Raw genomic sequence first — 23,055 nt, forward strand, 5'->3', positions numbered from 1 at the left:
CGTGCCCATTGTTGCGCGAGCTGGGGCCGCGATCCCGTTCATCACCGAACGCGGTGATTATGGGTCCTGGCTTTCGCCAGGACGACTATTGGGGAGATCTCGCGTTCGTCTCTATCACCGTCGTCCTGAGGAGCGCGGAATTGAAAGTTTGGCCGTGGCCGTGAGCCTGCTTTCACAAGGACGACACCCCGCCCCTGTCGTCGCATGCCTGCCGCACAAATCGAGGACATTGCCGCCCGCCCGCAATTCTCGTACACGGTTTCACGCAATGACCTCGCAACTCTCTCCCGATTCCGTCGACGTGCTGCTGTTCGATATCGGCCGCGTCGTACTCGACATCGACTTCGAGAAGGTGATGGCGCACTGGGCGCGGCATGCCGGCTGCGCGCCGGCCGACCTCGCGACGCGATTTGTCGTCGACGACAGCTTCAAGCATCATGAGATCGGCCGGATCGACGACGCGGCGTTCTTCGCAAACCTGCGCCGGACGCTCGGCATCAACCTCACCGATGCGCAGTTCCTCGAAGGCTGGAATGCGATCTTCGCCGGCGAGATGCCGGGGATTGCACCCCTGCTCGCGACCGCCGCGAAGTGGATGCCGCTCTACGCCTTCTCCAACACCAATCCGGCCCACGTCGCGCATTTCTCCGTCCTCCATACCGAGCTGCTCAGCCATTTCCGCACCGTCTTCCTGTCCTCGACGATCGGCTTTCGGAAACCCGACGCCGAGGCCTACGATCATGTGGTAAAAGCCATCGGCGTGCCGGCGTCGCGGATCCTGTTCTTCGACGATCTGGCCGCCAACATCGAGGGCGCGCGGGCGCGCGGCCTTCATGCCATCCACGTGACATCGACGGATGACGTGGCGAGGGCTCTGACTGCACTTGGTATTGAACATTTGGATTGAAGGAGCTCCGAGCGTGGCCCTGATGCCGGTTGCCGATGCCCTGTCCGCCGTCCTCGCCGGCGCCGAACCGCTGCCGGAGGAGATGGTCGCGCTCGATGCCGCCTACCACCGCACCCTGGCGCGCGACCTCGCCGCCCGGCGCACCCAGCCGCCGCAGCCGATGTCGGCGATGGACGGCTATGCCGTGCGCGCGGCCGACGCTGGTGATCTGAAGGTCCGGCTCAAAGTGATCGGCGAAGTCGCCGCCGGCCGGCCGTTCGAGCGCACGGTCGGCCCCGGCGAAGCGGTGCGGATCTTCACCGGCGGCGTGATCCCCGATGGCGCCGACGCCGTCATCATCCAGGAAGACACCGCCGTCGACGGCGACCACATCACGATTACCGAGGCCGCAACCGCCGGACGGCACATCCGCCCGGCCGGCGTCGACTTCCGTGAAGGCGACGTGCTGCTCGATGCCGGCAGCCGCCTCTCCGATCGCGCGCTGTCGCTGGCGGCCGCCATGAACTATCCGGACCTCCCGGTGCACCGCCGTCCGAAGGTCGCGGTGCTGGCGACCGGCGACGAGCTGGTGATGCCGGGCTCGACGCCCGGCCCCGGCCAGATCGTCTATTCCAACGGCTATGCGCTGCGGGCGCTGGCGCGCGCCGAAGGCGCCGAGACCGTCGATCTCGGGGTTGCCGCCGACACGGTGGAGGCCACCACCGCCGGTATCCGCCGGGCGCGCGAGACCGGTGCCGACATCCTGATCACGACCGGCGGCGCCTCGGTTGGCGACCACGACCTGGTCAAGCAGTCGCTGGAGGCCGAGGGCGTCGCGATGGCGTTCTGGCGGATCGCGATGCGGCCCGGCAAGCCGATGATGCATGGCCGGCTCGGCGCGATGCGGGTGATCGGCCTGCCCGGCAATCCGGTGTCCTCCTATGTCTGCGCCTTCCTGTTTCTGGTGCCGTTGATTCGGGCACTGAGCGGCCGAAAAGCGATTCATCACCGCCGCGCGAGCGCAGTGCTCGGCCGCGACCTCGCCGCCAACGACCAGCGCGAGGACTATCTGCGCGCACGCCTCGAGGAGCGCGAGGACGGCACGCTGATCGCAACGCCTGTGATGCAGCAGGACTCGTCGCTGCTCGGGAATCTCGCTGCGGCACGGGCACTTCTCGTGCGTCCGCCGTTTGCGCCTGCCGCCGGCAAAGGCAGCGAATGCGAGATCCTGACGCTGCCCGAGTGACAGCGGAGACCGCATCGCTTGAGCGCTCGCCGGATGCGTTCACCGGAAATTAAGTGGTTGCGGAACACATATCGAACATATAGTGTCCGTTCATGATTTGTTTCGAGTACGGGTGTGTACAAATGGGAAGCCGCGAGGGAGCGCTCGTGATGAGCACCGTGCTCCTGAGGACTGGCCCCGCCTGTAGGCCCACCTGAAGAGTCTCGGAATCGAACGACGCTACCAACCGGGGGAATACTCGAGATGCTCACGCGCAAACAGTACGAACTTCTGCGTTTCATCAATGAACGTCTGAAAGAGGCCGGCGTACCGCCCTCGTTCGACGAGATGAAGGATGCGCTCGACCTGCGCTCGAAATCCGGAATCCACCGCCTGATCACTGCGCTGGAAGAGCGCGGCTTCATCCGCCGCCTGCCCAACCGCGCCCGCGCCATCGAGGTCATCAAGCTGCCCGAGCTCTCGGCCGGCGGCGGTAACGGCCGCCGCGGCTTCACCCCGAGCGTGATCGAAGGCACCCTCGGCAAGCGCACCAGCACGCCGCCGATCGCCGAGGACGACGGCAACCGTCCGGTCGCGGTCCCCGTGATGGGCCGGATCGCCGCCGGTACGCCGATCGAGGCACTACAGACCCGCAGCCACACCATTAGCGTACCGCCCGACATGCTCGGCTCCGGCGAGCACTATGCGCTGGAAGTGCGCGGCGACTCGATGGTCGATGCCGGCATCCTCGACGGCGACATGGCGCTGATCCAGCGCAACGACGTCGCCAACACCGGCGACATCGTGGTGGCGCTGATCGACGAGGAGGAAGCCACCCTGAAGCGCTTCCGCCGCCGCGGCGCATCAATCGCTCTGGAGCCGGCCAACACCGCCTATGAAGTGCGCATCCTGCCGCCGAACCGGGTGCGCATCCAGGGCAAGCTGATCGGCCTCTATCGCAAATACTGAATTTCAAATACTTGCGGCGGCCGGGAACGAGCGACACATCGGATCGTTCCTTGAATGATAGCGTAACGTGCTGTTTGCCCGATGCGCTCCGATACCTCTCACGCAGCGTCGCGTGTTTGTGATCGGGAGCGTTTGGCGACCAGTCGTACAATCGCCCAGAAACGAGGAGACACTCGTTCGCTATCGTCCACTCTGGTAGAGGCCCTATGCCTCAAGGAGAGGCACGGGTCGCTACCTCGATTTGAGGAGCCATCCGATGTGTGACTATAGTCTGCACGCCGTGGCGTCGCGCCCCGCCATTGTTGGAGAGACGCTGATCACCACGACTTTCCGCGGCACGTCGACCCGCGGCTTTGCTTCGGAGACCGATCCCACTGTCGCGGTCTGCATGCTGCCGGGCACCGAGCTCGCTTTCGCCGAGAACGTTCGCTACGACAGCCGCTGGATCTGGACCAAGACGATGAACTTCCGCGTCGGCGTGTTCAACGAAGTCGAGCCCGACGTTCCCGATCGCCATCATGACGCGGTCGAATTCCCCGACGGCAGCCATGTGCTGGTGACCCAGCTCGTCGAGGGACAACGCGTCAGCGTGCTGCAATTGCCGGCACTGCATCCGTCGGTCGAGCAGAAGCCGAAGGTTGTGGAGCGGCGGCCCTCCGCATTTGCGTCGCTGTTTTTGGGTTGAGCGCATCGTCGCCGCGGAATGAGCTGTTCGGCGGCGGATGACCTAAGCGATTTCGAGCGACCCCGGACGCCGGGTTCCGGGGCGCGGCTGGAGAATTGCGTCGGCGCGCGCCTTGGCGCATCATCGGGCACGGAGGACGTGCGTGGTGGTCGACAAGGTCACATGGCAAAAGGCTGGACGCGTCACGGAGCCGGGTCGCTACATGTTCCGGTTCGGCTGGCTGACGGTGACGGCTGACGACCTGAAGGTCTGGGAGCAATTCCCCGAGGCTTCCTTCACCCTCGTCAAGAAGCCCGACGCGGGCCCCGACTCCGACGAATACCATCTCGGCCTGTTCGAGCTGCCGACCGGCCCCTTACCCGACAACGGCTAATCCTCGCCCTGCAAATCGGTCTCGGCCGGCGTCGCATCGACGGCAGGCCGGGGGGCGCTGGCGGGTGCGCGCAGCGTGGTCTCGCTCTCGCCATCGCCGGGAACCGCTGGCGACCATGGCCGGTCGATCCCTCCGGGCTTGACCGCATCGATGGCGTAGCCGTCCCTGATGCGCCGCAGCACCAGCGCGCCGTGGCGCCGCAGCCGCTCGGCATCGATCACCGAGGCCGCGCAGTCCCGCGGTGCCGGCCGCGCGGTCACGATCAGCGCCGCACGCTCGCAGTCGTCGGCCAGCGCCTCGGGCCGGCTCGCCAGCGCAACGAAGGAGCCGCCCGGCCCTTGCGTCACGCAGCCGCTCGGATCGCAGGAGACGCCCTCGCCGAGCGAGGAATCCGTGGCGGTCCGCGCGTCAGCATCCGCTGCCAGCCACTCCTTGACCAGAAATGCGTCCTTCGCGCTGTGCATCACATGCAGCCGGCCGTCGCCGCCCCGCACTGCGACGTTGCGGCCGTCGGCGGAGACCAGCACGTCCGGCTGCGGCACCCGCACAGCCCAGACCGAGGCGACCACCAGCAGCACGGCACCCGACCAGCGCAGCGGCGTGCGCAACAGCCCGAGAAGGACGAGGCCGGCGCTCGCCACGATCATCGGTCCGACCCCGAACGCCGCCATCCGGCCGACTGCGCCCGGGAGCGCCGCGACCCATTGCGTCACCAGGATCATCCAGTCGATGCCGAAACCCATGATCGCCCAGAACACCCCGTCGAAGCCGAACGGCATGGCGAGCAGCCCGAGCAGGCCGGCCGGCATCACGACCGCCGACACCACCGGCATCGCCGCAAGGTTCGCCAGCAGCCCGTAGGGCGTCACGCGGTGGAAATGGAACGCGGCGTAGGGCGTGGTCGCGAGCCCCGCCACCAGCGAGGCCAGCATCAGCATCGTGAGCTCGCGCCCGCCCCACAGCGCAACCCGCGCGGTCGCCGAATGATCGGGTGACGCCAGCAGGTTCGGCAGCCCGATCTGCACCAGCGCCACCAGCCCGAGCGTTGCTGCAAACGACATCTGAAAGCTCGGATGCACCAGCGCTTCCGGCGCGATCGCGAGCACGATCAGCGCCGCCACCGCCAGCGTGCGGAAGGTGATCGCGCGGCGGTCGACGATCACCGCGATCAGCACCACGGCCGTCATGAAGAACGATCGCTGGGTCGCGACCTCCGCTCCCGACAGCAGCAGGTAGAACGCCGCCGCGACGAGCGCGGCCGCCGCCGCCCATTTCTTGATCGGGTGTCCCGCCGTCAGCGCCGGAAACAGCGCAAGCAGCGCGCGGATAGTGAAGAACACGACACCCGCGACCACGGCCATGTGGTAGCCGGAAATCGACAGCACGTGGCCGAGGCCCGAGATGAACATCGCGTCGTTGACCGGCGTCGTGATCGCATCGCGCCGGCCGGTGAGCAGCGCGGTTGCGATCGCGCGCTGATCCCCGTCGAGGGTGGTGCGGATGCGCGCGTCGATGGCATCGCGCAGCCACTGCATGAAGGCGGCATAGCGCAACGCAAGGCCACCAGTTGCCGGCGGCTCCCTGGTCTTCACCGCGCCCATTGCGAAACCGGATGCTCCGATACCCTGGAAATAGAGATCGCGGCCGAAATCATAGGAGCCCGGCCGCTGCGGCCCCAGCGGCGGCATCAGCCGCGCCTTCAATTCGACGAAGCTGCCGACCTCGGGCGCGGTGCCCTTCTTCACCGAGAGTCTGACGCGCTCGAGTTTTGGCACCTCGCGCTGGCTTTCCATCGACACGACGCGCAGCACGAAGCGGTCGGTCTTCTCGCGGACGTCGCGTGTCTCGACAAAACCGGTCAGTGCCACGGAAAATATCGGCCGCGCCAGCACGCCATGGGCGATCCGCGCGGTCTTCCATGTCGCGGTCGCAAAGCCCGCCGCGACCGCCGCCAGCATCACGACGGCGGGAAACACGCTGCGCCGCCGAAGCAGCAACGCCAGCAGGCAGAGCGCGATTGCGACGGTCGCCGCGACCGACAGCACCGGCTCGTGCTCGGCCGCAAAATAGAATGCAATGCCGGTGCCGAACGCCACCGACACCCACGGCAACAGCCGCCCGGCCCCCGTCTCCGCACGCGCCCATTGCCGCAATGTCTCGACGAGAGGCCGCCAGGTGCTGGCGCGCACCGGAATATAGCCACCGACCGGCGCAGCCGCGCGCGGCGGCCATGTCCCCGCGTAGCCGCGTCTGCCGCCCGGCGTCGTACTCTGCTCCGCCATTCCGCTCGCGATCCCTGCCGGGGGCAAGGCTAGCGGAAGCTGCGACCTGATCGCTAGCGGAACGGATCAAGAATACGGGACCGGCCAGCCGGGATACCAGGACCGACCTGCGTCACGGCTCCCGGCGGCAGGCCGCCGCCGGTGCCTGCGTCAAACCGATCGAGCCGAAAGTCTCATTAGGTGCCGATCCCATTGGGACTAGACTGTCCTGATGCCTCCACTCCCGGACAGACGGGGATGAGGTGGCAACGGCTCGCGGCACTGAAGGCCGCTGGAGCTCTTCTCAGGTGGCCCAAAACTCCCCTGAGATCAGGCGTTGCGGACAAACTCGCAAATCTCGCCTGCAACGCCGCGCACCACGCGCACGCCGCGAGCGGATCGAGCGCTGAAAAACGCGAAGAGTAGCGTTTGCAATTGATAGGAGCAGCACATGGCAATTCAAGTACCGAGCGATTTTCGTCGCGTGATTGTCGCTGCGTCGGTGGGAAACATCATTGAATGGTACGACTTCTACATTTTTGGCAGCCTGGCCGCAGTTCTGTCGGTCAAATTCTTTGAGCAATCCCACCCCGTCGCAGCCCTGCTGAGCACGATCGCGCTGTTCACTGCGGGATTCCTGATCCGTCCGCTGGGGGCTTTCCTGTTCGGATGGATGGGCGATCGGGTCGGCCGCAAATATACATTTCTCATTACGCTGAGCGGAATGGGACTGGGGACGGGCGCGATCGGACTGATCCCAACCTATCAGTCGATCGGCCTGACGGCCGCATTCGTTCTGTTCGGCTTGCGGATGATCCAGGGTCTCTGCCTGGGCGGCGAATATGGCGGCGCCATCACCTATGTCGCCGAGCATGTTCCGGACGACCGCCGCGGCTACTACACAGGCTGGCTGCAAACCTCGCCGACGCTCGGGATCGTGGTGTCGCTGGCCGTGATCGTCCTGACCCGGACCTGGGCCGGCAATCAGGCCTTCGACGAATGGGCGTGGCGCGTTCCGTTCCTGGTCTCGTTCGTGCTGGTCGCGATCGCCATCTACATCCGCCTCCAGCTCCAGGAGACGCCGATTTTCCAGGAGATCAAGGCACGCGGACAGATGACCAGGAATCCCTGGCGGGAAGCCTTCCTCAGCACCAACATCAAGTACATCTTGATCGCCATCGTCGTCCTGATCGGACAGGGCGTGGTCTGGTACAGCGGTCAATTCTGGGCACTGTACTTCCTGCAGCAGGTCTCCAAGGTCGATCCGGTTACCTCGGCCTATATCGTCGGAGCCGCACTGCTGATCGCAACGCCGAGCCTGATCTTCTTTGGCTGGCTGTCGGACCAGATCGGCCGCAAATCCGTGATCCTCGGAGGAATGCTGCTTGCCGCGCTCACCTACTATCCGCTGTACCTGTGGCTCGGCATGGTCACGCAGCCGGGACACATCAACTATCCGGTCGCCGTCTTCATCATCTTCATCCTCGTCTGCTACGTCGGGATGGTGTACGGGCCGGTCGGCGCGTTCCTGGCGGAGTTCTTCCCGGCCAGGATCAGGTACACCTCGGTCTCGGTGCCGTATCATATCGGCAACGGTTGGGGCGGCGGATTGGTGCCGTTCATCACATCGGCCGCCTTCGCAGCGACTGGCAGCATCGGCTACGCGCTGATCTACCCGATTGTCGTTCCCGCGGTGTGCTTCGTGATCGCCCTCTTCATCATGCCGGAGACACGTAAGACCAGAATTTGGGAGCAGATCGAGGCGCGAGCCGCATCGTGACCGAGTGGCCTCGCTGAGGGAGCGACCAACGCTTGCGGCAAGAGTCATGGCCTGGTCATGGCCGCCCTGCAGCGCGTACGGGACGACGCTTCGTCCTGTACGCGCGTGATTCCGCTGCGGAGCTTGCATCGGCATGAGGTCAACGCGCCTCGGAGGGATCCGGTTTGGCGCAATCCCTATCTCTCCGGCCGCCTGTGACTGGCGGTCAGGTCAACGTTTCAGTCGGCTCCCTCTCAGCCAGCCCGGTGATGCCAGCGATCGTGCCACCAAATGGCAAAATCACGATCCATCGTCAGCTCCCAGCAAGCGAGCACGATCACCGCGATGCCGGCGAGCACGCTGCTCGTCGTGGCCGATCCATGTTCGTAGCTGAACGTCCAGGGTGCCAGCACCAGGGCCAGCCCCATCAGCATCTCGCCCCATTCCTCCAGATAGGACGGAATGATGAATGCCTCGATGGCAAACAGCACGACGCCCAATCCAAGTGCGATGGAGATCCAAAGAGCTGCCCCGGAGAAGCCCAGGGCAAACGGCGACGCGACCAGCCAGACGCCAACCAACAGGCTGACAGCATCCTGCCAGTGTTGAATGCGCATAATCCTCACCTCCCTCTTCCGAGCATATGGTGCGGCGGGGACAAAAAGGCATCGGTCCGACCTGCGATGTGTTGCCGCTGTTTGATCCGCAAGCCGACGACCATGCGGCCGTCCGCCCGGAAGCCGCTCTCCACAGCCTCCGACCCTGGTCCCGTCTCGCGATCCAGCGAGGTCCAGACGGCCTGCAAGTCAGGGGCAAGATCGCTTGGCTGAGCGGCGGCCGCGAGGTGCACAACGCCCGGCCAAAAACGCTGCCTGACCACGAGGGCCCGCCGGCCCTCGACGCTTATGCCACGCTCTGGCGTGGAGCCTAGATCAGCGGTGTCTGCGACGAGACGTGATGGCAGACGATCTTCCAGTCGCCGTGCTCGCGCGCGATCACCCAGGTGATCTTGACGGCGAGCGAGGGCACATCGCCGTCGAGGAAAAAGGACGCGATAGCAGCCATGTTGACGAGGCCGTCATTGACCCGCTCCGTCCTGACCTCGCTGAATTGGACGCGCGGCGCGTGCCAGCGCGGCAGACCATTAAAATAGGCCTTCACGCCGTCGCGGCCACGATACAGCGTCGGGTTCGAGCCGAAGAAGAACGCGTGCTGCGAATAGAGCGCAGCAAGCGTATCCGCATCGAGCTTGCCGAAACCTGCGGACCATCTGGCGATGATGGCGGAGGCGATATCGTCGGCTTCGTCAAGCATCGATCGCCTCCGTCCGTTGTTCGCGCCGGATCGCGCTAACCCTTGCCGCCGACTTCCTTGGCGAAGGTGTCGCGCAGGCCGATGGTGCGGTTGAACACCAGCCTGTCCGGCGTCGAATCCGCATCGCGCACGAAATAGCCCTGCCGCTCGAACTGCATCACGTCGGGCGAATTGCTCTCGGCGATCGCAGGCTCGACCCGCGCATCGCTGAGCACTTCCAGCGACTGCGGATTGAGGTCGGCGGCGAAATCGGCGGCGTTCGGGCTCGGGTTGGCGAAGAGCTGATTGTAGATGCGGATTTCCGCCGGCTTCGACTGCGCCGCCGGCAACCAGTGCATCGTCGCCTTCACCTTGCGGCCATCGGGCGCGTTGCCGCCCTTGGTCGCGGGATCGTAGGTCGCGCGCAGCTCGACGATCTCGCCGGCGTCGTTCTTCACGACGCTGGTGCACTTGATGAAGTAGGCATAGCGCAGCCGCACCTCATTGCCGGGCGAGAGGCGGAAGAACTTCTTCGGCGGGTTTTCCATGAAGTCGTCGCGCTCGATATAGAGCTCGCGGCCGAACGCGATCTTGCGGGTGCCGGCGTCCGGATTGTCGGGATGGTTGATCGCCTCGATCTCCTCGACCTGCCCTTCCGGATAGTTCTCGATCACCACCTTGAGCGGCCGCAGCACCGCCATGCGGCGCAGCGACGTGCGGTTCAGCTCCTCGCGGATGCAGAATTCGAGCATGCCGACATCAACCACGCTGTTGGCCTTGGCGACGCCGATGCGCTTGATGAACTCGCGCACCGCAGCCGGCGGCACGCCGCGCCGCTTCAGGCCAGCAATGGTCGGCATCCGCGGATCGTCCCAGCCCGAGACATGGCCGTCACGAACGAGCTGCGTCAGCACGCGCTTGGACAGCAGCGTGTAGGTCAAATTCAGCCGCGCCATTTCGTACTGGTGCGGCTTCGACGGCACCGGCAGCTTGTCGAGCAGCCACTCATAGAGCGGGCGGTGATCCTCGAACTCCAGCGTACAGATCGAATGGGTGATGCCTTCGATCGCATCCGACTGGCCGTGCGCGTAGTCGTAGCTCGGATAGATCGACCATTTGTCGCCGGTGCGCGGATGGTGGGCGTGCAGGATGCGGTACAGCACGGGATCGCGCAGGTTGATGTTGCCGGCGGCCATGTCGATTTTGGCGCGCAGCACGCGGGCGCCGTTCGAGAACTCGCCGGCCTTCATGCGGCGGAACAGGTCGAGGTTCTCCTCGACCGACCGGTCGCGGAACGGCGAGTTCTTGCCGGGCTCGGTCAGCGTACCGCGGGACAGCCGGATCTCCTCCTGCGACTGATCGTCGACATAGGCGTAGCCAGCCTTGATCAGGCCCTCGGCCCAATCGTACAGGCGCTCGAAATAGTCCGACGCAAAGAAGAGGTTTTTGCCCCAATCGTAGCCGAGCCAGTGCACGTCGGCCTGGATCGAGTCGATGTACTCCTGCTCCTCCTTGGTCGGATTGGTGTCGTCGAAGCGCAAATTGCACTGGCCGCCGAACTCCTGCGCGATGCCGAAATTCAGGGCAATCGACTTGGCGTGACCGATATGCAGGTAGCCGTTCGGCTCCGGCGGGAAGCGGGTCACGATCCGATTGTGCTTGTGGGAGGAGAGATCGGCCTGGACGATGTCGCGGATGAAGTCGCGCCCTGCCTCTGCCGTCGTGTCAATCGTCATCAAAGGGTTCCCTGGAGGAGTCAGCTCAACCTTCTGCCAAATTCGCGCCGTCCGGCCAAGCCTGGTTTCAAAGTCTGGTTTCAAGCCTGGTTTGGCCGGCAAAAGGTCAGCCGGGGCTTTAGTTATGTTCGGTTCCTGATATACACCACCGCCCATTCCAGCATACGTCGCACTCGATCATGACCAATTCCGTCGTTACCCGCTTCGCCCCCTCGCCGACCGGCTTCCTCCACATCGGAGGCGCCCGCACCGCGCTGTTCAACTGGCTCTATGCCAGGAAGCTCGGCGGCAAGATGCTGCTCCGGATCGAGGACACCGACCGCGAACGCTCGACCAAGGAGGCGATCGACGCCATCCTGGACGGCCTGAAATGGCTCGAGCTCGATTGGGACGGCGATGTCATCTACCAGTTCAGCCGCGCCGCCCGCCATCGCGAGGTCGCCGAGGGCCTGCTCGCCGCCGGGCGCGCCTATTACTGCTACGCCACCCCGGAGGAGCTCGCCGCGATGCGCGAGAAGGCGCGCGCCGAGGGCCGCACCCGCCTCTATGACGGCATGTGGCGTGACCGCGATCCGGCCACCGCGCCTTCCGACGTCAAGCCGACCATCCGCCTCAAGGCGCCGCAGACCGGCGAGACCGTGATCGAGGATCAGGTTCAGGGCCGCGTGGTCTGGCAGAATGAGAACCTCGACGACCTCGTCCTGCTCCGCGGCGACGGCACCCCGACCTACATGCTCGCGGTCGTGGTCGACGACCACGATATGGGCGTCACCCACATCATCCGCGGCGACGACCACCTGATCAACGCCGCGCGCCAGAAGCAGATCTACGACGCGCTGGAGTGGGAGCTGCCGAGCATGTCCCACATTCCGCTGATCCACGGACCGGACGGCTCGAAGCTGTCGAAGCGCCATGGTGCGCTCGGCGTCGATGCCTACCGCGCGCTGGGCTATCTGCCGGCCGCCTTGCGCAACTATCTCGTCCGGCTCGGCTGGAGCCATGGCGACCAGGAGATCTTTTCGACCCAGGAGATGATCGACGCGTTCGATCTCTCGGCGTCGGCCGCTCGGCGGCGCGGTTCGATTTCGCCAAGCTGGAGAACCTCAACGGCCACTATATCCGGCAGAGCGACGATCAATCCCTCGTGAGCCAATTCGAGAGCGTGCTGGATTATGTTCCTGAGGGCGCCGCGCTGAAGGCCAAGCTCAATGACACCACCCGCGCGCAATTGCTGCGGGCGATGCCGAGCCTGAAGGAGCGCGCCAAGACGCTGATCGAGCTGATCTCGGGCGCCTACTTCATTTTCGCCGATCGCCCGCTTGAGCTCGATCCGAAAGCGGCCGCGCTCGTCACGCCGGAAACACGCGCGTTGATCGGCAGGCTGCGCACCGCGCTGGAAGCCGTCAACGACTGGAGGGCCGAAACCACCGAGACCGCCATGCGGAATTTCGCCGAGCAGAACAATCTGAAACTCGGCGCCGTTGCCCAGCCGCTGCGGGTGGCGCTGACGGGACGTACGACATCGCCGGGCATCTTCGACGTGCTGGCCGTCCTGGGACGCCAGGAGTGCCTTGCCCGTCTCGCCGATCAGGCGGCGTGATCCTGCATGGACCCCCTCCAGGGTCCATCTTGCAGCGCACATTGCAATGAGCTACCCATCGCCGGACGCTTTCTCCACAAGCCGTTCCGCCCCGCCATGGGCCGCAAATTAGCGACTGGGCAAGGTCGGTTTTCGCAACGATTTCATCGGGGATCTCACGATGGACGCAAAATCCAGCAAGACAGCCACACTCACCATTGGCAACAAGAACTACGATTTCCCGATCCTGAGCGGCACGGTTGGGCCTGATGTCATCGACATCGGCAAGCTCTACGGCCAGGCCGGGGTGTTCACCTACGACCCCGGCTTCACCTCGACCGGCAGCTGCCAGTCGAAGATCACCTATATCGACGGCGACGCCGGTATCCTCGAATACCGCGGCTACCCGATCGAGCAGCTCGCCGAGCACGGCGACTTCCTCGAAACCTGCTACCTGCTGCTCTATGGGGAGCTTCCGACCCCGGCGCAGAAGAAGGATTTCGACTATCGCGTGATCCATCACACGATGGTGCATGAGCAGATGGCCCGCTTCTTCCAGGGCTTCCGCCGCGACGCGCATCCGATGGCGATCATGGTTGCTGCCGTCGGCGCGCTCGCCGCGTTCTACCACGACTCCACCGACATCAACGATCCGCGGCAGCGCATGATCGCCTCGATGCGGATGATCGCGAAGGTGCCGACGCTGGCGGCGATGGCCTACAAGTACACCATCGGCCAGCCCTTCATGTATCCGAAGAACTCGCTCTCCTTCGCCGAGAACTTCCTGCAGATGTGCTTCAGCGTGCCCTGCGAGGAATACAAGATCAACCCGGTGCTCGCCGACGCGCTCGACAAGATCTTCATCCTGCATGCCGATCACGAGCAGAACGCGTCGACCTCGACGGTGCGTATCGCCGGCTCCTCCGGCGCCAACCCGTTCGCCTGCATCGCGGCCGGCATCGCCTGCCTGTGGGGTCCGGCCCATGGCGGCGCCAACGAAGCCGCGCTCGCCATGCTGTCGTCGATCGGAACGGTCGACAAGATTCCCGAATTCATCGCCAGGGTGAAGGACAAGAACAGCGAAGTCCGCCTGATGGGCTTCGGTCACCGGGTCTACAAGAACTACGATCCGCGCGCCAAGATCATGCAGAAGATGTGTCACGCGGTGCTGGCCGAGACCGGCCATGGCAATGACCCGATGCTGAAGGTTGCGCTCGAGCTCGAGAAGATCGCGCTCAGCGATCCCTACTTCATCGACCGCAAGCTCTACCCGAACGTCGACTTCTATTCGGGCATCACGCTGAAGGCGATGGGCTTCCCGACCTCGATGTTCACCGTGCTGTTCGCGGTCGCCCGCACCGTCGGCTGGATCAGCCAGTGGAGCGAGATGATCGAGGATCCGCAGCAGAAGATCGGCCGTCCGCGCCAGCTCTACACCGGCGTCGCGCGCCGCGACTATGTGACGATCGACAAGCGCAAGTAGGCGTCATCTCTGACAAGTTCGAGACGGCGCCATCATTCCTGATGGCGCCGTTTTCGTTTGCCGCGGGCGACTTCGGTCGCGAGCGCATCGAGACGCGGCAGCCAGAGCGCCCTGAACCGGTCCAGCCAGGCGTCGACCTCGCGCAGCCGCCCCGGCTCGACGGCATAGATGCGGCGCGTGCCGTCGGCGCGCACCGACGCAAAACCGGCGTCGCGCAGGATCCGCAGCTGCTGCGAGACCGCCGATTGGGTGATGCCGAACTCGTGCTGCACGACGGCGACGACGTCGCCCGAACTGTGCTCGCCGGTCGCCAGCAACTCCAGGATACGCCGGCGGACGGGATCGCCGAGGATGTCGAAGGCGTGCACGGCGCGCTAGCCTCCGCCGCCGGGTTCAGGCTCGCCGCAATAGAACGCGGTGGTGTTGGCTTCTGCCTTGCGCGCGGCCGCCTCATCCGTGCCGGCCTTGATCGAGGCTCGGCACCAGTCGGCGCTGCTGCGGCGGATGAAATCCTTGCCGTCGGCCGACGCAGGCCAGGCCGCGGCGGCCGCGCGGTCGAATGGCTGTCCCGGCGGCGTCACGAAGTACAAAGCGAGCCCCATCAAGGCGAGGTCCCAGCCGACCCCGACCGCGCCAGGCCCATAGCGATCCCAGAAGTCATCTTCGATGACCGAGAGGTGCTCCAGCTCCAAACGGGTTCCGCTGGAACCGTCGTCAGCCAGCGTCACCGTCACCCAGCTGACAGTGCCAGCAAACTCCCAAGTCACAGCAAGCTGACGCGGCGGCTCGCAGGCCGTGATCTGACCGCCGGCCTGCCCCTCGAACTGGTAGCGGCCGCCGAGTTTTAGGTCTCCGGAGATCGGCAGGAACCAACGCGGAATGCGCTCGGGATTGGTCAGCGCGTCCCAGAGGTCGGCGATGTCGGTGTCGTAGCTGCGCGTCGCAATCACCGCCCGCGCCGGCTTGCCATCGCGTTTCCTGACGACGACTTCACGAATAACGGCTCCGACATAGGCGACAGGATCGATCCTCATAGGCAGCTCCATACTATATTAGCTGCAGCTAATATTAGTACGATCTAAATATCTGGCGCAAGCGGAACCTGTGCAACCGGATGTCGCCGCGACTATGTGATGAGCGGTAGCTAGTCTGAGCGCCGGCTCATTTCCGCGAGCACAATGTCGGCGGCGCGGACGCTCGGCGGCTGGTCGCCGGTCGACATCTTCCCGTCCATCGTCGCGAACGCCACGAGCTGCCGCAGACGGTCGGGCGAATCCGCGAGGACATCACCCAGCGCTTGCGCGAGCTTGTCCGGCGTGCAGTTCTCCTGCAGGAACTCGGGAATGATGTCGCTGCCGATCACGAGATTGGCGAGGATCACCGACGACACCCGGATCGCACGGCGCAGGATGAACGCCTCGGCGGCACCGACGCGATAGGCCGTCACCATCGGAATGCCTGACAGCGCGAGCTCCAGCGTCACCGTCCCCGACTTTGCGAGCGCCGCGCGGGCCACGCGGAATGCCGCGCGCTTCTCGATCTCGCCGACGGCGAGCCGCGGCACCACGGGCCACGACGCGACGCCTTCGCGCACCATGGCCTCGAGATGCGGCATGGTGGGAAGCACGACCTCGAACGGGGTTTGCTTGCTGAGCTGGCCGAGCGCCGCGCCGAACAGCGCCAGATGATGCCTGATCTCGCTGCGCCGGCTTCCGGGCAGAACCAGCAGGACCGGCGGCTGCGCATCCCGCCGCTTCTGCTCCTCCTCGTTCGGCCGAAGCGAAGTGAGCTGCTCGGTCAGGGGATGCCCGACATAGCTGCATGGCGGTCCCTGCAGCTTGCGATATTCCTCCGGTTCGAACGGCAGCAGCGCGAGCACGTGATCGACATAGCGTCGCATCGCGCGCGCCCGGCCCGGCCGCCACGCCCAGACCGATGGCGACACGTAGTCGACGATCGCAATGTTCGGGTTGCGCGCACGGACGCGGCGCGCGACGCGGTGGGTGAAGTCAGGGCTGTCGATGATGACGAGCATGTCAGGCGCATCGGCGAGCACGGCATCGGCCGTGCGTCGGATCAATTGCAGGACCTTCGGCAATTGCTTCACGACGGCGGCAAAGCCGATGATCGAGAGCTCCTCGATCGGAAACAGGGGATCGATGCCCTCGCCCGTCATCTCCCGGCCGCCGACGCCGGAAAATTGCACGGCATCGCCAAGGCGCTGGCGCAGCACCTTCATCAGTGCCGCGCCAAGGCGGTCGCCGGACTCCTCGGTCGCGATGAGGAAGATCCTGCGGCCGCTGCTGGGACTGCGCGCCTGCATCAGCCCGCCAGTCCGATGACAAACAGCCCTTTGGCCTCGGCGGCCTCGATCAGCGCCTGCGGATCGGCGGCAAGCGTGTTGCCGGCGATCACGGCGATGCCGGCGATGCCCGCCGCGGCCGCGCCCTCGACCGTGCGTGGACCGATGGTCGGCAGATCGAAGCGCAGATCCTGCTTGCTCTTCGGCGCCTTCACCAGCACGCCGCGGCCAGCCTTGGTGCGGATGCGGCCGTCGGCGCGCAGCCGCGCCACCCGCGCCAGGAGCCCATCGGTGCCTTCGATGTCCTCGACCGCAACCACGTGACCGTCGATCACCACGGCGGCCTGACCGATGTCGAACGGTCCAAGCGCATCGAGCACACCGCGTCCGCGCGCAATGTCGGCGAGCGCGCTCGAGTCCGGCGTCGTGCGCGTCACGGCGCCCTCAGGCATCAGGAGATCTGGCGCGACATCCTTGATTCCGACCATGCGAAATCCCTGCTGCTCGAGGATGCGGCCGACGCTCGACAGCAGATGATCGTCGCCGCCGCGGAACGCGCGCACGACATGGCCGAGCAGCCGCAGCGTGCCCCAGTCGAGCCGGATCTCCGACAACGCGGGACGCACCAGGGTGCCGATGAAGATCAGGTCGCGGCAGCCTTCGTCGCGGAACAACCGGGTCGCGCGTCCGAGCTGGCCGACCGAGATCCAGCGATGACGAAACCGCTGCGCGCGCGCCGGATCGCAGGCACCGCGCAGCGCGAACAGCACCGGCGTGATGCCGCGCGCGGTGAGCTGATCGGCGACCGCGAACGGCATGGCGCCGCCGCCGGCGATCACGCCGACCGGCGAAGAAAGCGAGGGAGCCGCTGACGTCATGCTGGCGGCCATCCCCTGCTCAATTGACGTCGGCGGGAAGACAGAGCGGCCGGAGCTTGCCGCCCTCGATGAAGGCGAGGATTTCCGCGATCGCAGGATCCTCACCCGCCAGCGGCTGCACCGAAGCCAGCCGCTCGGCGAAGATGCCGGGACCGTGGAACAGTTTCTGATAGAACGCGCGCACTGTCGCCAGCCGCGCCTTGGTGAACTGGCGCCGCCGCATGCCGATGATATTGAGTCCTTCGAGCACCGCGTATTGACCGTTGGCTAACCCGAACGGGATGATGTCGCCGCGCACGCCGCAGACGCCGCCGATCATCACCTGCGAGCCGACGCGGGTGAACTGGTGCACCGCCGACAGGCCGCCGATATACACGAAGTCGCCAATCTCGCAGTGGCCGCCGAGCGTCGCTGACGTCGCGAAGATCACGCCGTTGCCGACCATGCAGTCATGGCCGACATGGCTGTTGTTCATGAAGAAGCCGCGATCGCCGACGCGGGTGAGCCCACCGCCCTTGACCGTGCCGACATTCATCGTCACGCCTTCGCGGATCGTGCAGGCCTCGCCGACTTCGAGACGGGTCGGCTCGCCGCGATAGCTGAGATCCTGCGGTGGCCCGCCGAGCGCGGCAAACGGCGAGATGACGCAGCCGGCGCCGATCTTCGTGTGCCCGCTGATCGTGACATGCGCGATCAGCTTGCAGTTCTCGCCTAGCACGACGTTGGGGCCGATGATGCAGTACGGACCGATCTCGGTGCCGGCCCCGATCACAGCGCCATCCGCAATCCGCGCAGTGGGGTCGATCATGCTCATGTCGTTATGGTCCGGAATTCGTTAGTGGCGCCAAGGTGCTATCAAGGTGCTATCAAGGCGCTATGTGTCGGGTTCGGCGGTCGTTAGCGCGACTTTGCCCGCCCTGTCCAGTGACGTATGATGACGGCCTGTTGCAAACGAGAAGGTCGCAACCGATCCATGGTCCGGGCCGCCGCGCTGATCCTCAGCCTGTTCTCCGCGCCGATCGGCCCGGAGACCGCCGACCTCGGCAACAGCACGAGCGTCGATCTCTCGGCCTTCGACTGCCGCGACATCAACCGCAGCACGATCGTCCAGCGCGTCTGCTACAGCGCAAGCGAGCGCACGCTGCTGGTCGCGGTCAGGGGCAGCTACCAGCATTATTGCGGCGTGCCTGCCGAAACCTACGACGCGCTGATGATCGCACCATCGATGGGCGTCTTCCTCAACCGCGTCCTGCGGATCGCCGGTGCGGACGGCCGATACGCGTGCAGGATGTCTTGACCTCGGCGGCCCAGGGCTTTTTTTGACGCGTTTTCTTCACGCGGTCCGGGGGCCACTTCGCTCGAAAACGCTCTAATCCGTCAGCATCGCGCCGACATCGGCCTCGGCGACAACCTGACCGTTGACCTTGGCGTCACCGTGAAACCACCACATCGTCTTGCGGCGGCCGAGCGAGCGCATGTGGTACTCGATGGTGTCGCCGGGCATCACCGGCTTCCTGAACTTGCACTTGTCGATGGTGAGGAAATACACCGCGCGCGGCTTCTCGGTGCCCTCGACCGACTTGATTCCAATCACGCCGGCAGTCTGGGCCATCGCCTCGATCATCATCACGCCGGGGTACACCGGGCGATCCGGGAAATGCCCCTGGAACGGCGGCTCGTTGAAGGTGACGTTCTTGATGCCGATACCGCTGTAGTCGGTGCGGATCTTGATCACGCGGTCGATCAGCAACATCGGAAAGCGATGCGGGAGCGTCTTCAGGATATCGTTGATATCCACGAGCTCGAATTTGACCGGTGCCTCCTCCATCACTCCTGTTCCTTGCCTTTGGCTTCGTTGTCGCGCACCAGGCGCTCCACCGCGATAATTTCCCTGAACCACTGCTTGGTCGGCTTGGCGAAATGCCCGCCCCAGCGACCATTGGCCGGAATGTCGTCCTTGACCGCGCTCATCGCCGTCACCTGGGCGCCGTCGCCGATCTTGAGGTGGTTGTTGATGCCCACCTTGGCGCCGAGCGCGACATTGTCGCCGATCGTCAGACTGCCGGCGAGCCCGATCTGGGCCGCGAGCAGGCAGTGCCGGCCAATGGTCACATTGTGGCCGATCTGGACCTGGTTGTCGATTTTGGTTCCTTCGCCGATCACGGTGTCGCGCAGGGAACCGCGGTCGATGGTCGAGGCAGCGCCGACCTCGACATTGTTCTGGATCACCACGCGGCCGGTCTGCGGCACCTTCACGTGCCCTGCCGGCCCGAAGAAGATGAAGCCGTAGCCGTCCTGGCCGATATTGCAGGCCGGGTGGATCAGCACGTTGTTGCCGATCAACGCGAACTGAATGGTGGTCTTGGCGCCGACGTTGCAGTCGCGGCCGATCTTGACGTCGGCGCCGATCACCGCGCCGGCGCCGATGATGGTGCCCGAGCCGATCTCGACCCGCGGGCCGATCACGACCAGCGGATCGACGATGACGCCATCCTCGAGACGCGCGGTGGGATCGATGATCGCCGACGGGGCGATGCCCTCGGTCCCGAACCAGGATTGCGGCCGTAGCGCATCGGCGTGCCATTCGCGGGCGAGTTCGACGAACACCTGGAACGGTTTTGCGGCCCGCAGCACGGCGGTGCCCTTCGGCACCTGCGCCTCGAAACGCGGGCTGACCAGGCAGGCGCCGGCCTTGGTCGCGGCGAGCTGGTCGGCGTATTTGAGATTGTCGAAAAAGGCGAGATGCATCGGACCGGCCTCGTCGAGCGAGGCCAGCCCCCTGATCTGAAGCGCACCCCTATCGGGGTCGACCAGTTGCGCCTTCGTCAGCGCGGCGATTTCAGCCAGCGATGACGAAGGAGGACTCTTGAAGAAGATCGGCTGCGCCATTCCATCCGTCGCAGTCCGGTCGAGCAGCGGTGTTAGAAAGTCGTACCGCCGCCAAACCGGAATTCTTGCACGCGGTCATACGCACCCTTGGTCAGCGGTACAGCGTAGTCGAAGCGCAGCGGACCAAACGGCGACTGCCAGATCAGGCCGACACCGACCGAGGTACGGACAACCTTGCTGTCGTCAAACGACAGGCCTAGACAGGTGCCCGGCGACGGCGGGTTGTTCGTCGGCTTGATACAGCCGGGCTGGTTGACTTCGCCGGTTGCCGCCCACGAGGTCGGACCCTTGTAGTCATATAGCCCGCCAGCGTCGGCATAGACCGCGCCCTTGAGCCCGACTTCCTTCGGCAGGAACCAGAACGGCATCTGCAGTTCCGCCGACACACCCCAGTACTTGGTGCCGCCGATGGCGTCCATGGTGCCGTAGGGGTTGATGTCACGCGGACCGATACCGTTCGGCGCGAAGCCGCGGACCAGGTTCGGGCCCATCTGGAAGTGATCGAGCATGCGCAGTTCGTCGCTGCCGAGTTTGTTCAGGATGCCGCCCTGGGCGTGGATCACGCCGACGATGTCGGAGACCAGCGGGGTGTAGTACTTCGCGTCGATCGCGCTCTTGATGTAGCTGACGTCACCGCCGACGCCGGCGAAGTCCTGCTTGAAGTCGACGATCAGGCCATCGGTCGGGTTCTTGTTGTTGTCGAGGGTGTTGTAGTTGAGCGTGTAGCCCAGCGCCGAGGTCAGGGTCTTGCCGTTCGCGAGTTCCTTGCGGACCGGCAACGAGGCTTCGCCGTCATAGAAGCAGCCCAGACCATTGGTCGACACCAGGCTGATCCCGTTCAGGTTCGCATAGGCCGGGCTCGGATTGAACGCAGGATTGGGCGTTACACCGTCAGCCAGGAAGGGATTGTTGTTACAGTTGTTCAACGTCGACGGCAGCGTGATTTCTTGCTGATAGATCGAGTAGCGCAGCTGCAGCGACAGATCTTCCCGCAGGCTGAAGCCGAGGCGCGGGCTGAAGCCCAGCGTCTTGGTGCCGTAGGCGATGTAGCTGTTGGACAGCTGCTGGCGCTGGTAGAAATCGAGGCCGAGCGCGACGCGGTAGTCGAGCAGATAGGGCTCGACGAACGACAGCGAGTAGCCGCGGGCATACTGGCCGTAGGTCACCGACGCCTTCGCGAACAGGCCGCGGCCGAGCAGGTTGCGCTCGGAGACGCTGACTTCAGCCAGCGCGCCATCGGTGGTCGAATAGCCACCCGACACCGAGAAGTCGCCGGTCGACTTCTCCTCGAGATCGACGATCAGGATGACGCGATCGCTGGAGGACCCGGGCTCGGTGGTAATCTTCACCGTCTTGAAGAAGTCGAGGTTCTTCAGCCGGCGCTCGGCGCGGTCGACCAGCGCACGGTTGTAGGCGTCGCCTTCCGAGATATCGAATTCGCGGCGGATCACGTAGTCGCGCGTGCGGCTGTTGCCGCGGATGTTGATGCGCTCGATATAGGTGCGCGGACCTTCATCGATCGCGAAGGTGATCGACACCGTGTGATTGTCGAAATTGCGATCGCCGCGCGGACGGACCACCGCGAACGCGTAGCCGCGGCGTGACGCCTCGATCTGCATCTCCTCGACCGACTTCTCCAGCGCCTCGGCGTTGTAGAGCGAGCCGATATTGACGCGCGAGAACGAGCGCAGCGCGTTCGGATCGAGCGTTGCGATCGACGACGTATAGTTGACAGCCGCGACGCGGTACTGCTGGCCCTCTTCGATCTTGAAGGTAACCAGGAAGCCCTTCTTGTCGGGATCGTATTCGGTCAGTGCTGCCACGACCTGAACGTCGGCATAGCCGTTCTTGAGGTAGAAGCGGCGCAGCAGGTCACGGTCGGCCTCGACCCGGTCGGGGTCGTAGACGTCGTTGCCGCCGAGGAAGCTCAAGAGATTTGATTCGCGGGTCTTGATGACGTCGCGCAGGCGGGACGCCGAGTAGGCATTGTTGCCCACGAACTCGATCGACCGCACACCGGTCTTCACGCCTTCATTGACCTCGAAGATCAGGTCGACGCGATTGTTCGGCTGCTCGATGATCTGCGGATTGACCCGCACGTCGTAGCGGCCCGAACGGCGGTAGATTTCGGCGATGCGCAGGGCATCCGACTGCACCATCGGGCGCGAGAAGGTGCCGCGCGGCTTGGACTGGACTTCGGCGGTGAGCTGCTCGTCCTTGACCTTCTTGTTGCCTTCGAAGGCAACGCGGCCAATCACCGGGTTCTCGACCACGACCACGACGAGGCGCCCGCCCCGCTGATCGATATGGACGTCCTGGAACAGACCAGTCTCGATCAGCGCTTTCAGGCCGTCATCGATCTGGGCCTGGCCCAGCCGACCGCCCGGTCCGGGATGGAAATAGGAACGGATGGTTTCGAGCTCGACGCGGCGGTTCCCCTCCACCGTGATCGAATCGACGGTCTGCGCAAGCGCAGGCGCAGAGACAGCAACGGCCGCCAAGGTCGCCGCCACCGGCGCGGCGAACATGACCAAGGCGGCAAACAGCCCCCCCCTCACTCGCATTCCAAACATCATGCGCAACGCGCCCTTATCTTTCGCAATGCCGGACCGTTCCCCAACGACCCGACAGATTCCCAACCTGCCGCTCAGCTTGTAGCCAACTTTGCCAAGGGGGCAAACTTACTACAGCTGAACATTTCCATTTTCATACCAAGACGTTGCCCATTGGCAACGCC

Annotated in this window: 20 protein-coding genes and 1 pseudogene; 9 read left to right on the plus strand and 12 right to left on the minus strand. The window is 64.9% G+C overall.

The genetic code is table 11. The features are described from left to right. Positions 1 to 268: 268 nt before the first annotated feature. From HU230_RS14580 to HU230_RS14600, 5 genes are all read left to right on the plus strand, one after another. A complete protein-coding gene (locus tag HU230_RS14580) occupies positions 269 to 907 on the plus strand; it encodes an HAD family hydrolase (RefSeq protein ID WP_176535022.1) in 639 nt (212 codons plus the stop codon). 13 nt (positions 908 to 920) lie between these two features. After that, a complete protein-coding gene (locus HU230_RS14585; RefSeq protein WP_176531066.1) occupies positions 921 to 2,132 on the plus strand; it encodes a molybdopterin molybdotransferase MoeA in 1,212 nt (403 codons plus the stop codon). A 243-nt stretch (positions 2,133 to 2,375) separates the two neighbouring features. Beyond that, positions 2,376 to 3,080 (plus strand): transcriptional repressor LexA, encoded by a 705-nt coding sequence (lexA, locus tag HU230_RS14590; RefSeq protein ID WP_076857656.1) that lies wholly within the window; start codon positions 2,376 to 2,378, stop codon positions 3,078 to 3,080. A 256-nt stretch (positions 3,081 to 3,336) separates the two neighbouring features. Further along, entirely contained in the window at positions 3,337 to 3,765 is a 429-nt protein-coding gene (locus HU230_RS14595; RefSeq protein ID WP_176531065.1) for a hypothetical protein, read from the plus strand. Positions 3,766 to 3,910: 145 nt separating this feature from the next. Next, positions 3,911 to 4,138: a hypothetical protein gene (locus tag HU230_RS14600; protein WP_176535021.1), complete on the plus strand. Its 228-nt coding sequence runs from the start codon at positions 3,911 to 3,913 to the stop codon at positions 4,136 to 4,138. Here HU230_RS14600 and HU230_RS14605 read toward each other — a convergent pair. Continuing rightward, positions 4,135 to 6,420 (minus strand): ComEC/Rec2 family competence protein, encoded by a 2,286-nt coding sequence (locus HU230_RS14605; RefSeq protein WP_176531064.1) that lies wholly within the window; start codon positions 6,418 to 6,420, stop codon positions 4,135 to 4,137. The two genes, HU230_RS14600 and HU230_RS14605, sit on opposite strands and share 4 nt — an antisense overlap. 430 nt (positions 6,421 to 6,850) lie before the next feature. On the opposite strand from HU230_RS14605, the gene HU230_RS14610 reads away from it, so the two are divergent. Beyond that, on the plus strand, positions 6,851 to 8,179 hold the full coding sequence (locus HU230_RS14610) for an MFS transporter (protein ID WP_176531063.1): 1,329 nt from the start codon (positions 6,851 to 6,853) through the stop codon (positions 8,177 to 8,179). A gap of 233 nt (positions 8,180 to 8,412) precedes the next feature. Here HU230_RS14610 and HU230_RS14615 read toward each other — a convergent pair whose 3' ends face one another. The 3 genes from HU230_RS14615 to HU230_RS14625 form a co-directional block, all read right to left on the minus strand. After that, complete coding sequence (locus HU230_RS14615; RefSeq protein ID WP_176531062.1) at positions 8,413 to 8,775, minus strand: SPW repeat domain-containing protein; 363 nt, start codon at positions 8,773 to 8,775, stop codon at positions 8,413 to 8,415. A 310-nt stretch (positions 8,776 to 9,085) separates the two neighbouring features. Further along, on the minus strand, positions 9,086 to 9,472 hold the full coding sequence (locus HU230_RS14620; RefSeq protein WP_176531061.1) for a YybH family protein: 387 nt from the start codon (positions 9,470 to 9,472) through the stop codon (positions 9,086 to 9,088). 35 nt (positions 9,473 to 9,507) lie between these two features. Then, a complete protein-coding gene (locus HU230_RS14625; RefSeq protein WP_176531060.1) occupies positions 9,508 to 11,187 on the minus strand; it encodes a glutamine--tRNA ligase/YqeY domain fusion protein in 1,680 nt (559 codons plus the stop codon). Between the two features lie 179 nt (positions 11,188 to 11,366). On the opposite strand from HU230_RS14625, the pseudogene gltX reads away from it, so the two are divergent. Next, positions 11,367 to 12,787: pseudogene (gene gltX / locus HU230_RS14630) on the plus strand (glutamate--tRNA ligase). 160 nt (positions 12,788 to 12,947) lie between these two features. Further along, entirely contained in the window at positions 12,948 to 14,249 is a 1,302-nt protein-coding gene (gltA, locus tag HU230_RS14635) for a citrate synthase (protein ID WP_176531058.1), read from the plus strand. Positions 14,250 to 14,281: 32 nt separating this feature from the next. Here the strand turns inward: gltA and HU230_RS14640 are convergent, their stop codons facing one another. The 5 genes from HU230_RS14640 to lpxA all read right to left on the minus strand — a co-directional run bounded on the left by HU230_RS14640 (position 14,282) and on the right by lpxA (position 18,243). After that, on the minus strand, positions 14,282 to 14,617 hold the full coding sequence (locus tag HU230_RS14640; protein WP_176531057.1) for an ArsR/SmtB family transcription factor: 336 nt from the start codon (positions 14,615 to 14,617) through the stop codon (positions 14,282 to 14,284). 6 nt (positions 14,618 to 14,623) lie between these two features. Further along, positions 14,624 to 15,283, minus strand: a complete 660-nt coding sequence (locus HU230_RS14645; RefSeq protein ID WP_176531056.1) for an SRPBCC family protein — start codon at positions 15,281 to 15,283, stop codon at positions 14,624 to 14,626. A 110-nt stretch (positions 15,284 to 15,393) separates the two neighbouring features. Beyond that, positions 15,394 to 16,572 carry a lipid-A-disaccharide synthase gene (gene lpxB / locus HU230_RS14650; RefSeq protein WP_176531055.1) on the minus strand — a complete coding sequence of 393 codons (1,179 nt, stop codon included), beginning with the start codon at positions 16,570 to 16,572 and terminating at the stop codon, positions 15,394 to 15,396. Further along, positions 16,572 to 17,429 (minus strand): LpxI family protein, encoded by an 858-nt coding sequence (locus HU230_RS14655; protein WP_176531054.1) that lies wholly within the window; start codon positions 17,427 to 17,429, stop codon positions 16,572 to 16,574. The genes lpxB and HU230_RS14655 overlap by 1 nt, the downstream gene beginning before the upstream one ends. 19 nt (positions 17,430 to 17,448) lie before the next feature. Beyond that, positions 17,449 to 18,243 (minus strand): acyl-ACP--UDP-N-acetylglucosamine O-acyltransferase, encoded by a 795-nt coding sequence (gene lpxA, locus HU230_RS14660; protein ID WP_176531053.1) that lies wholly within the window; start codon positions 18,241 to 18,243, stop codon positions 17,449 to 17,451. Between the two features lie 159 nt (positions 18,244 to 18,402). On the opposite strand from lpxA, the gene HU230_RS14665 reads away from it, so the two are divergent. After that, a complete protein-coding gene (locus HU230_RS14665; RefSeq protein ID WP_176531052.1) occupies positions 18,403 to 18,726 on the plus strand; it encodes a KTSC domain-containing protein in 324 nt (107 codons plus the stop codon). Between the two features lie 72 nt (positions 18,727 to 18,798). Here the strand turns inward: HU230_RS14665 and fabZ are convergent, their stop codons facing one another. Genes fabZ through bamA form a run of 3 tightly spaced genes read right to left on the minus strand, consistent with a single transcriptional unit; the run spans position 18,799 to position 22,894 of the window. Further along, positions 18,799 to 19,257 (minus strand): 3-hydroxyacyl-ACP dehydratase FabZ, encoded by a 459-nt coding sequence (gene fabZ / locus HU230_RS14670; RefSeq protein WP_016841580.1) that lies wholly within the window; start codon positions 19,255 to 19,257, stop codon positions 18,799 to 18,801. Next, a complete protein-coding gene (gene lpxD, locus HU230_RS14675) occupies positions 19,257 to 20,318 on the minus strand; it encodes a UDP-3-O-(3-hydroxymyristoyl)glucosamine N-acyltransferase (protein WP_176531051.1) in 1,062 nt (353 codons plus the stop codon). The genes fabZ and lpxD overlap by 1 nt, the downstream gene beginning before the upstream one ends. Before the next feature lie 32 nt (positions 20,319 to 20,350). After that, on the minus strand, positions 20,351 to 22,894 hold the full coding sequence (bamA, locus tag HU230_RS14680; RefSeq protein WP_176531050.1) for an outer membrane protein assembly factor BamA: 2,544 nt from the start codon (positions 22,892 to 22,894) through the stop codon (positions 20,351 to 20,353). Positions 22,895 to 23,055: the final 161 nt, after the last annotated feature.

It is taken from the genome of Bradyrhizobium quebecense (assembly GCF_013373795.3).
GTDB classification, from domain to species: Bacteria; Pseudomonadota; Alphaproteobacteria; order Rhizobiales; family Xanthobacteraceae; genus Bradyrhizobium; species Bradyrhizobium quebecense.

Coding starts and splice junctions, on each gene's coding strand:
- HU230_RS14595 (WP_176531065.1), top strand. CDS start 3,337: ATGTGTGACTATAGTCTGCACGCCGTGGCGTCGCGCCCCGCCATTGTT.
- lpxD (WP_176531051.1), bottom strand. CDS start 20,318: ATGGCGCAGCCGATCTTCTTCAAGAGTCCTCCTTCGTCATCGCTGGCT.
- HU230_RS14645 (WP_176531056.1), bottom strand. CDS start 15,283: ATGAGGATCGATCCTGTCGCCTATGTCGGAGCCGTTATTCGTGAAGTC.
- HU230_RS14580 (WP_176535022.1), top strand. CDS start 269: ATGACCTCGCAACTCTCTCCCGATTCCGTCGACGTGCTGCTGTTCGAT.
- HU230_RS14655 (WP_176531054.1), bottom strand. CDS start 17,429: ATGACGTCAGCGGCTCCCTCGCTTTCTTCGCCGGTCGGCGTGATCGCC.
- fabZ (WP_016841580.1), bottom strand. CDS start 19,257: ATGGAGGAGGCACCGGTCAAATTCGAGCTCGTGGATATCAACGATATC.
- gltA (WP_176531058.1), top strand. CDS start 12,948: ATGGACGCAAAATCCAGCAAGACAGCCACACTCACCATTGGCAACAAG.
- HU230_RS14665 (WP_176531052.1), top strand. CDS start 18,403: ATGGTCCGGGCCGCCGCGCTGATCCTCAGCCTGTTCTCCGCGCCGATC.
- HU230_RS14625 (WP_176531060.1), bottom strand. CDS start 11,187: ATGACGATTGACACGACGGCAGAGGCAGGGCGCGACTTCATCCGCGAC.
- HU230_RS14615 (WP_176531062.1), bottom strand. CDS start 8,775: ATGCGCATTCAACACTGGCAGGATGCTGTCAGCCTGTTGGTTGGCGTC.
- lexA (WP_076857656.1), top strand. CDS start 2,376: ATGCTCACGCGCAAACAGTACGAACTTCTGCGTTTCATCAATGAACGT.
- HU230_RS14620 (WP_176531061.1), bottom strand. CDS start 9,472: ATGCTTGACGAAGCCGACGATATCGCCTCCGCCATCATCGCCAGATGG.
- bamA (WP_176531050.1), bottom strand. CDS start 22,894: ATGATGTTTGGAATGCGAGTGAGGGGGGGGCTGTTTGCCGCCTTGGTC.
- HU230_RS14605 (WP_176531064.1), bottom strand. CDS start 6,420: ATGGCGGAGCAGAGTACGACGCCGGGCGGCAGACGCGGCTACGCGGGG.
- lpxB (WP_176531055.1), bottom strand. CDS start 16,572: ATGCAGGCGCGCAGTCCCAGCAGCGGCCGCAGGATCTTCCTCATCGCG.
- lpxA (WP_176531053.1), bottom strand. CDS start 18,243: ATGAGCATGATCGACCCCACTGCGCGGATTGCGGATGGCGCTGTGATC.
- HU230_RS14610 (WP_176531063.1), top strand. CDS start 6,851: ATGGCAATTCAAGTACCGAGCGATTTTCGTCGCGTGATTGTCGCTGCG.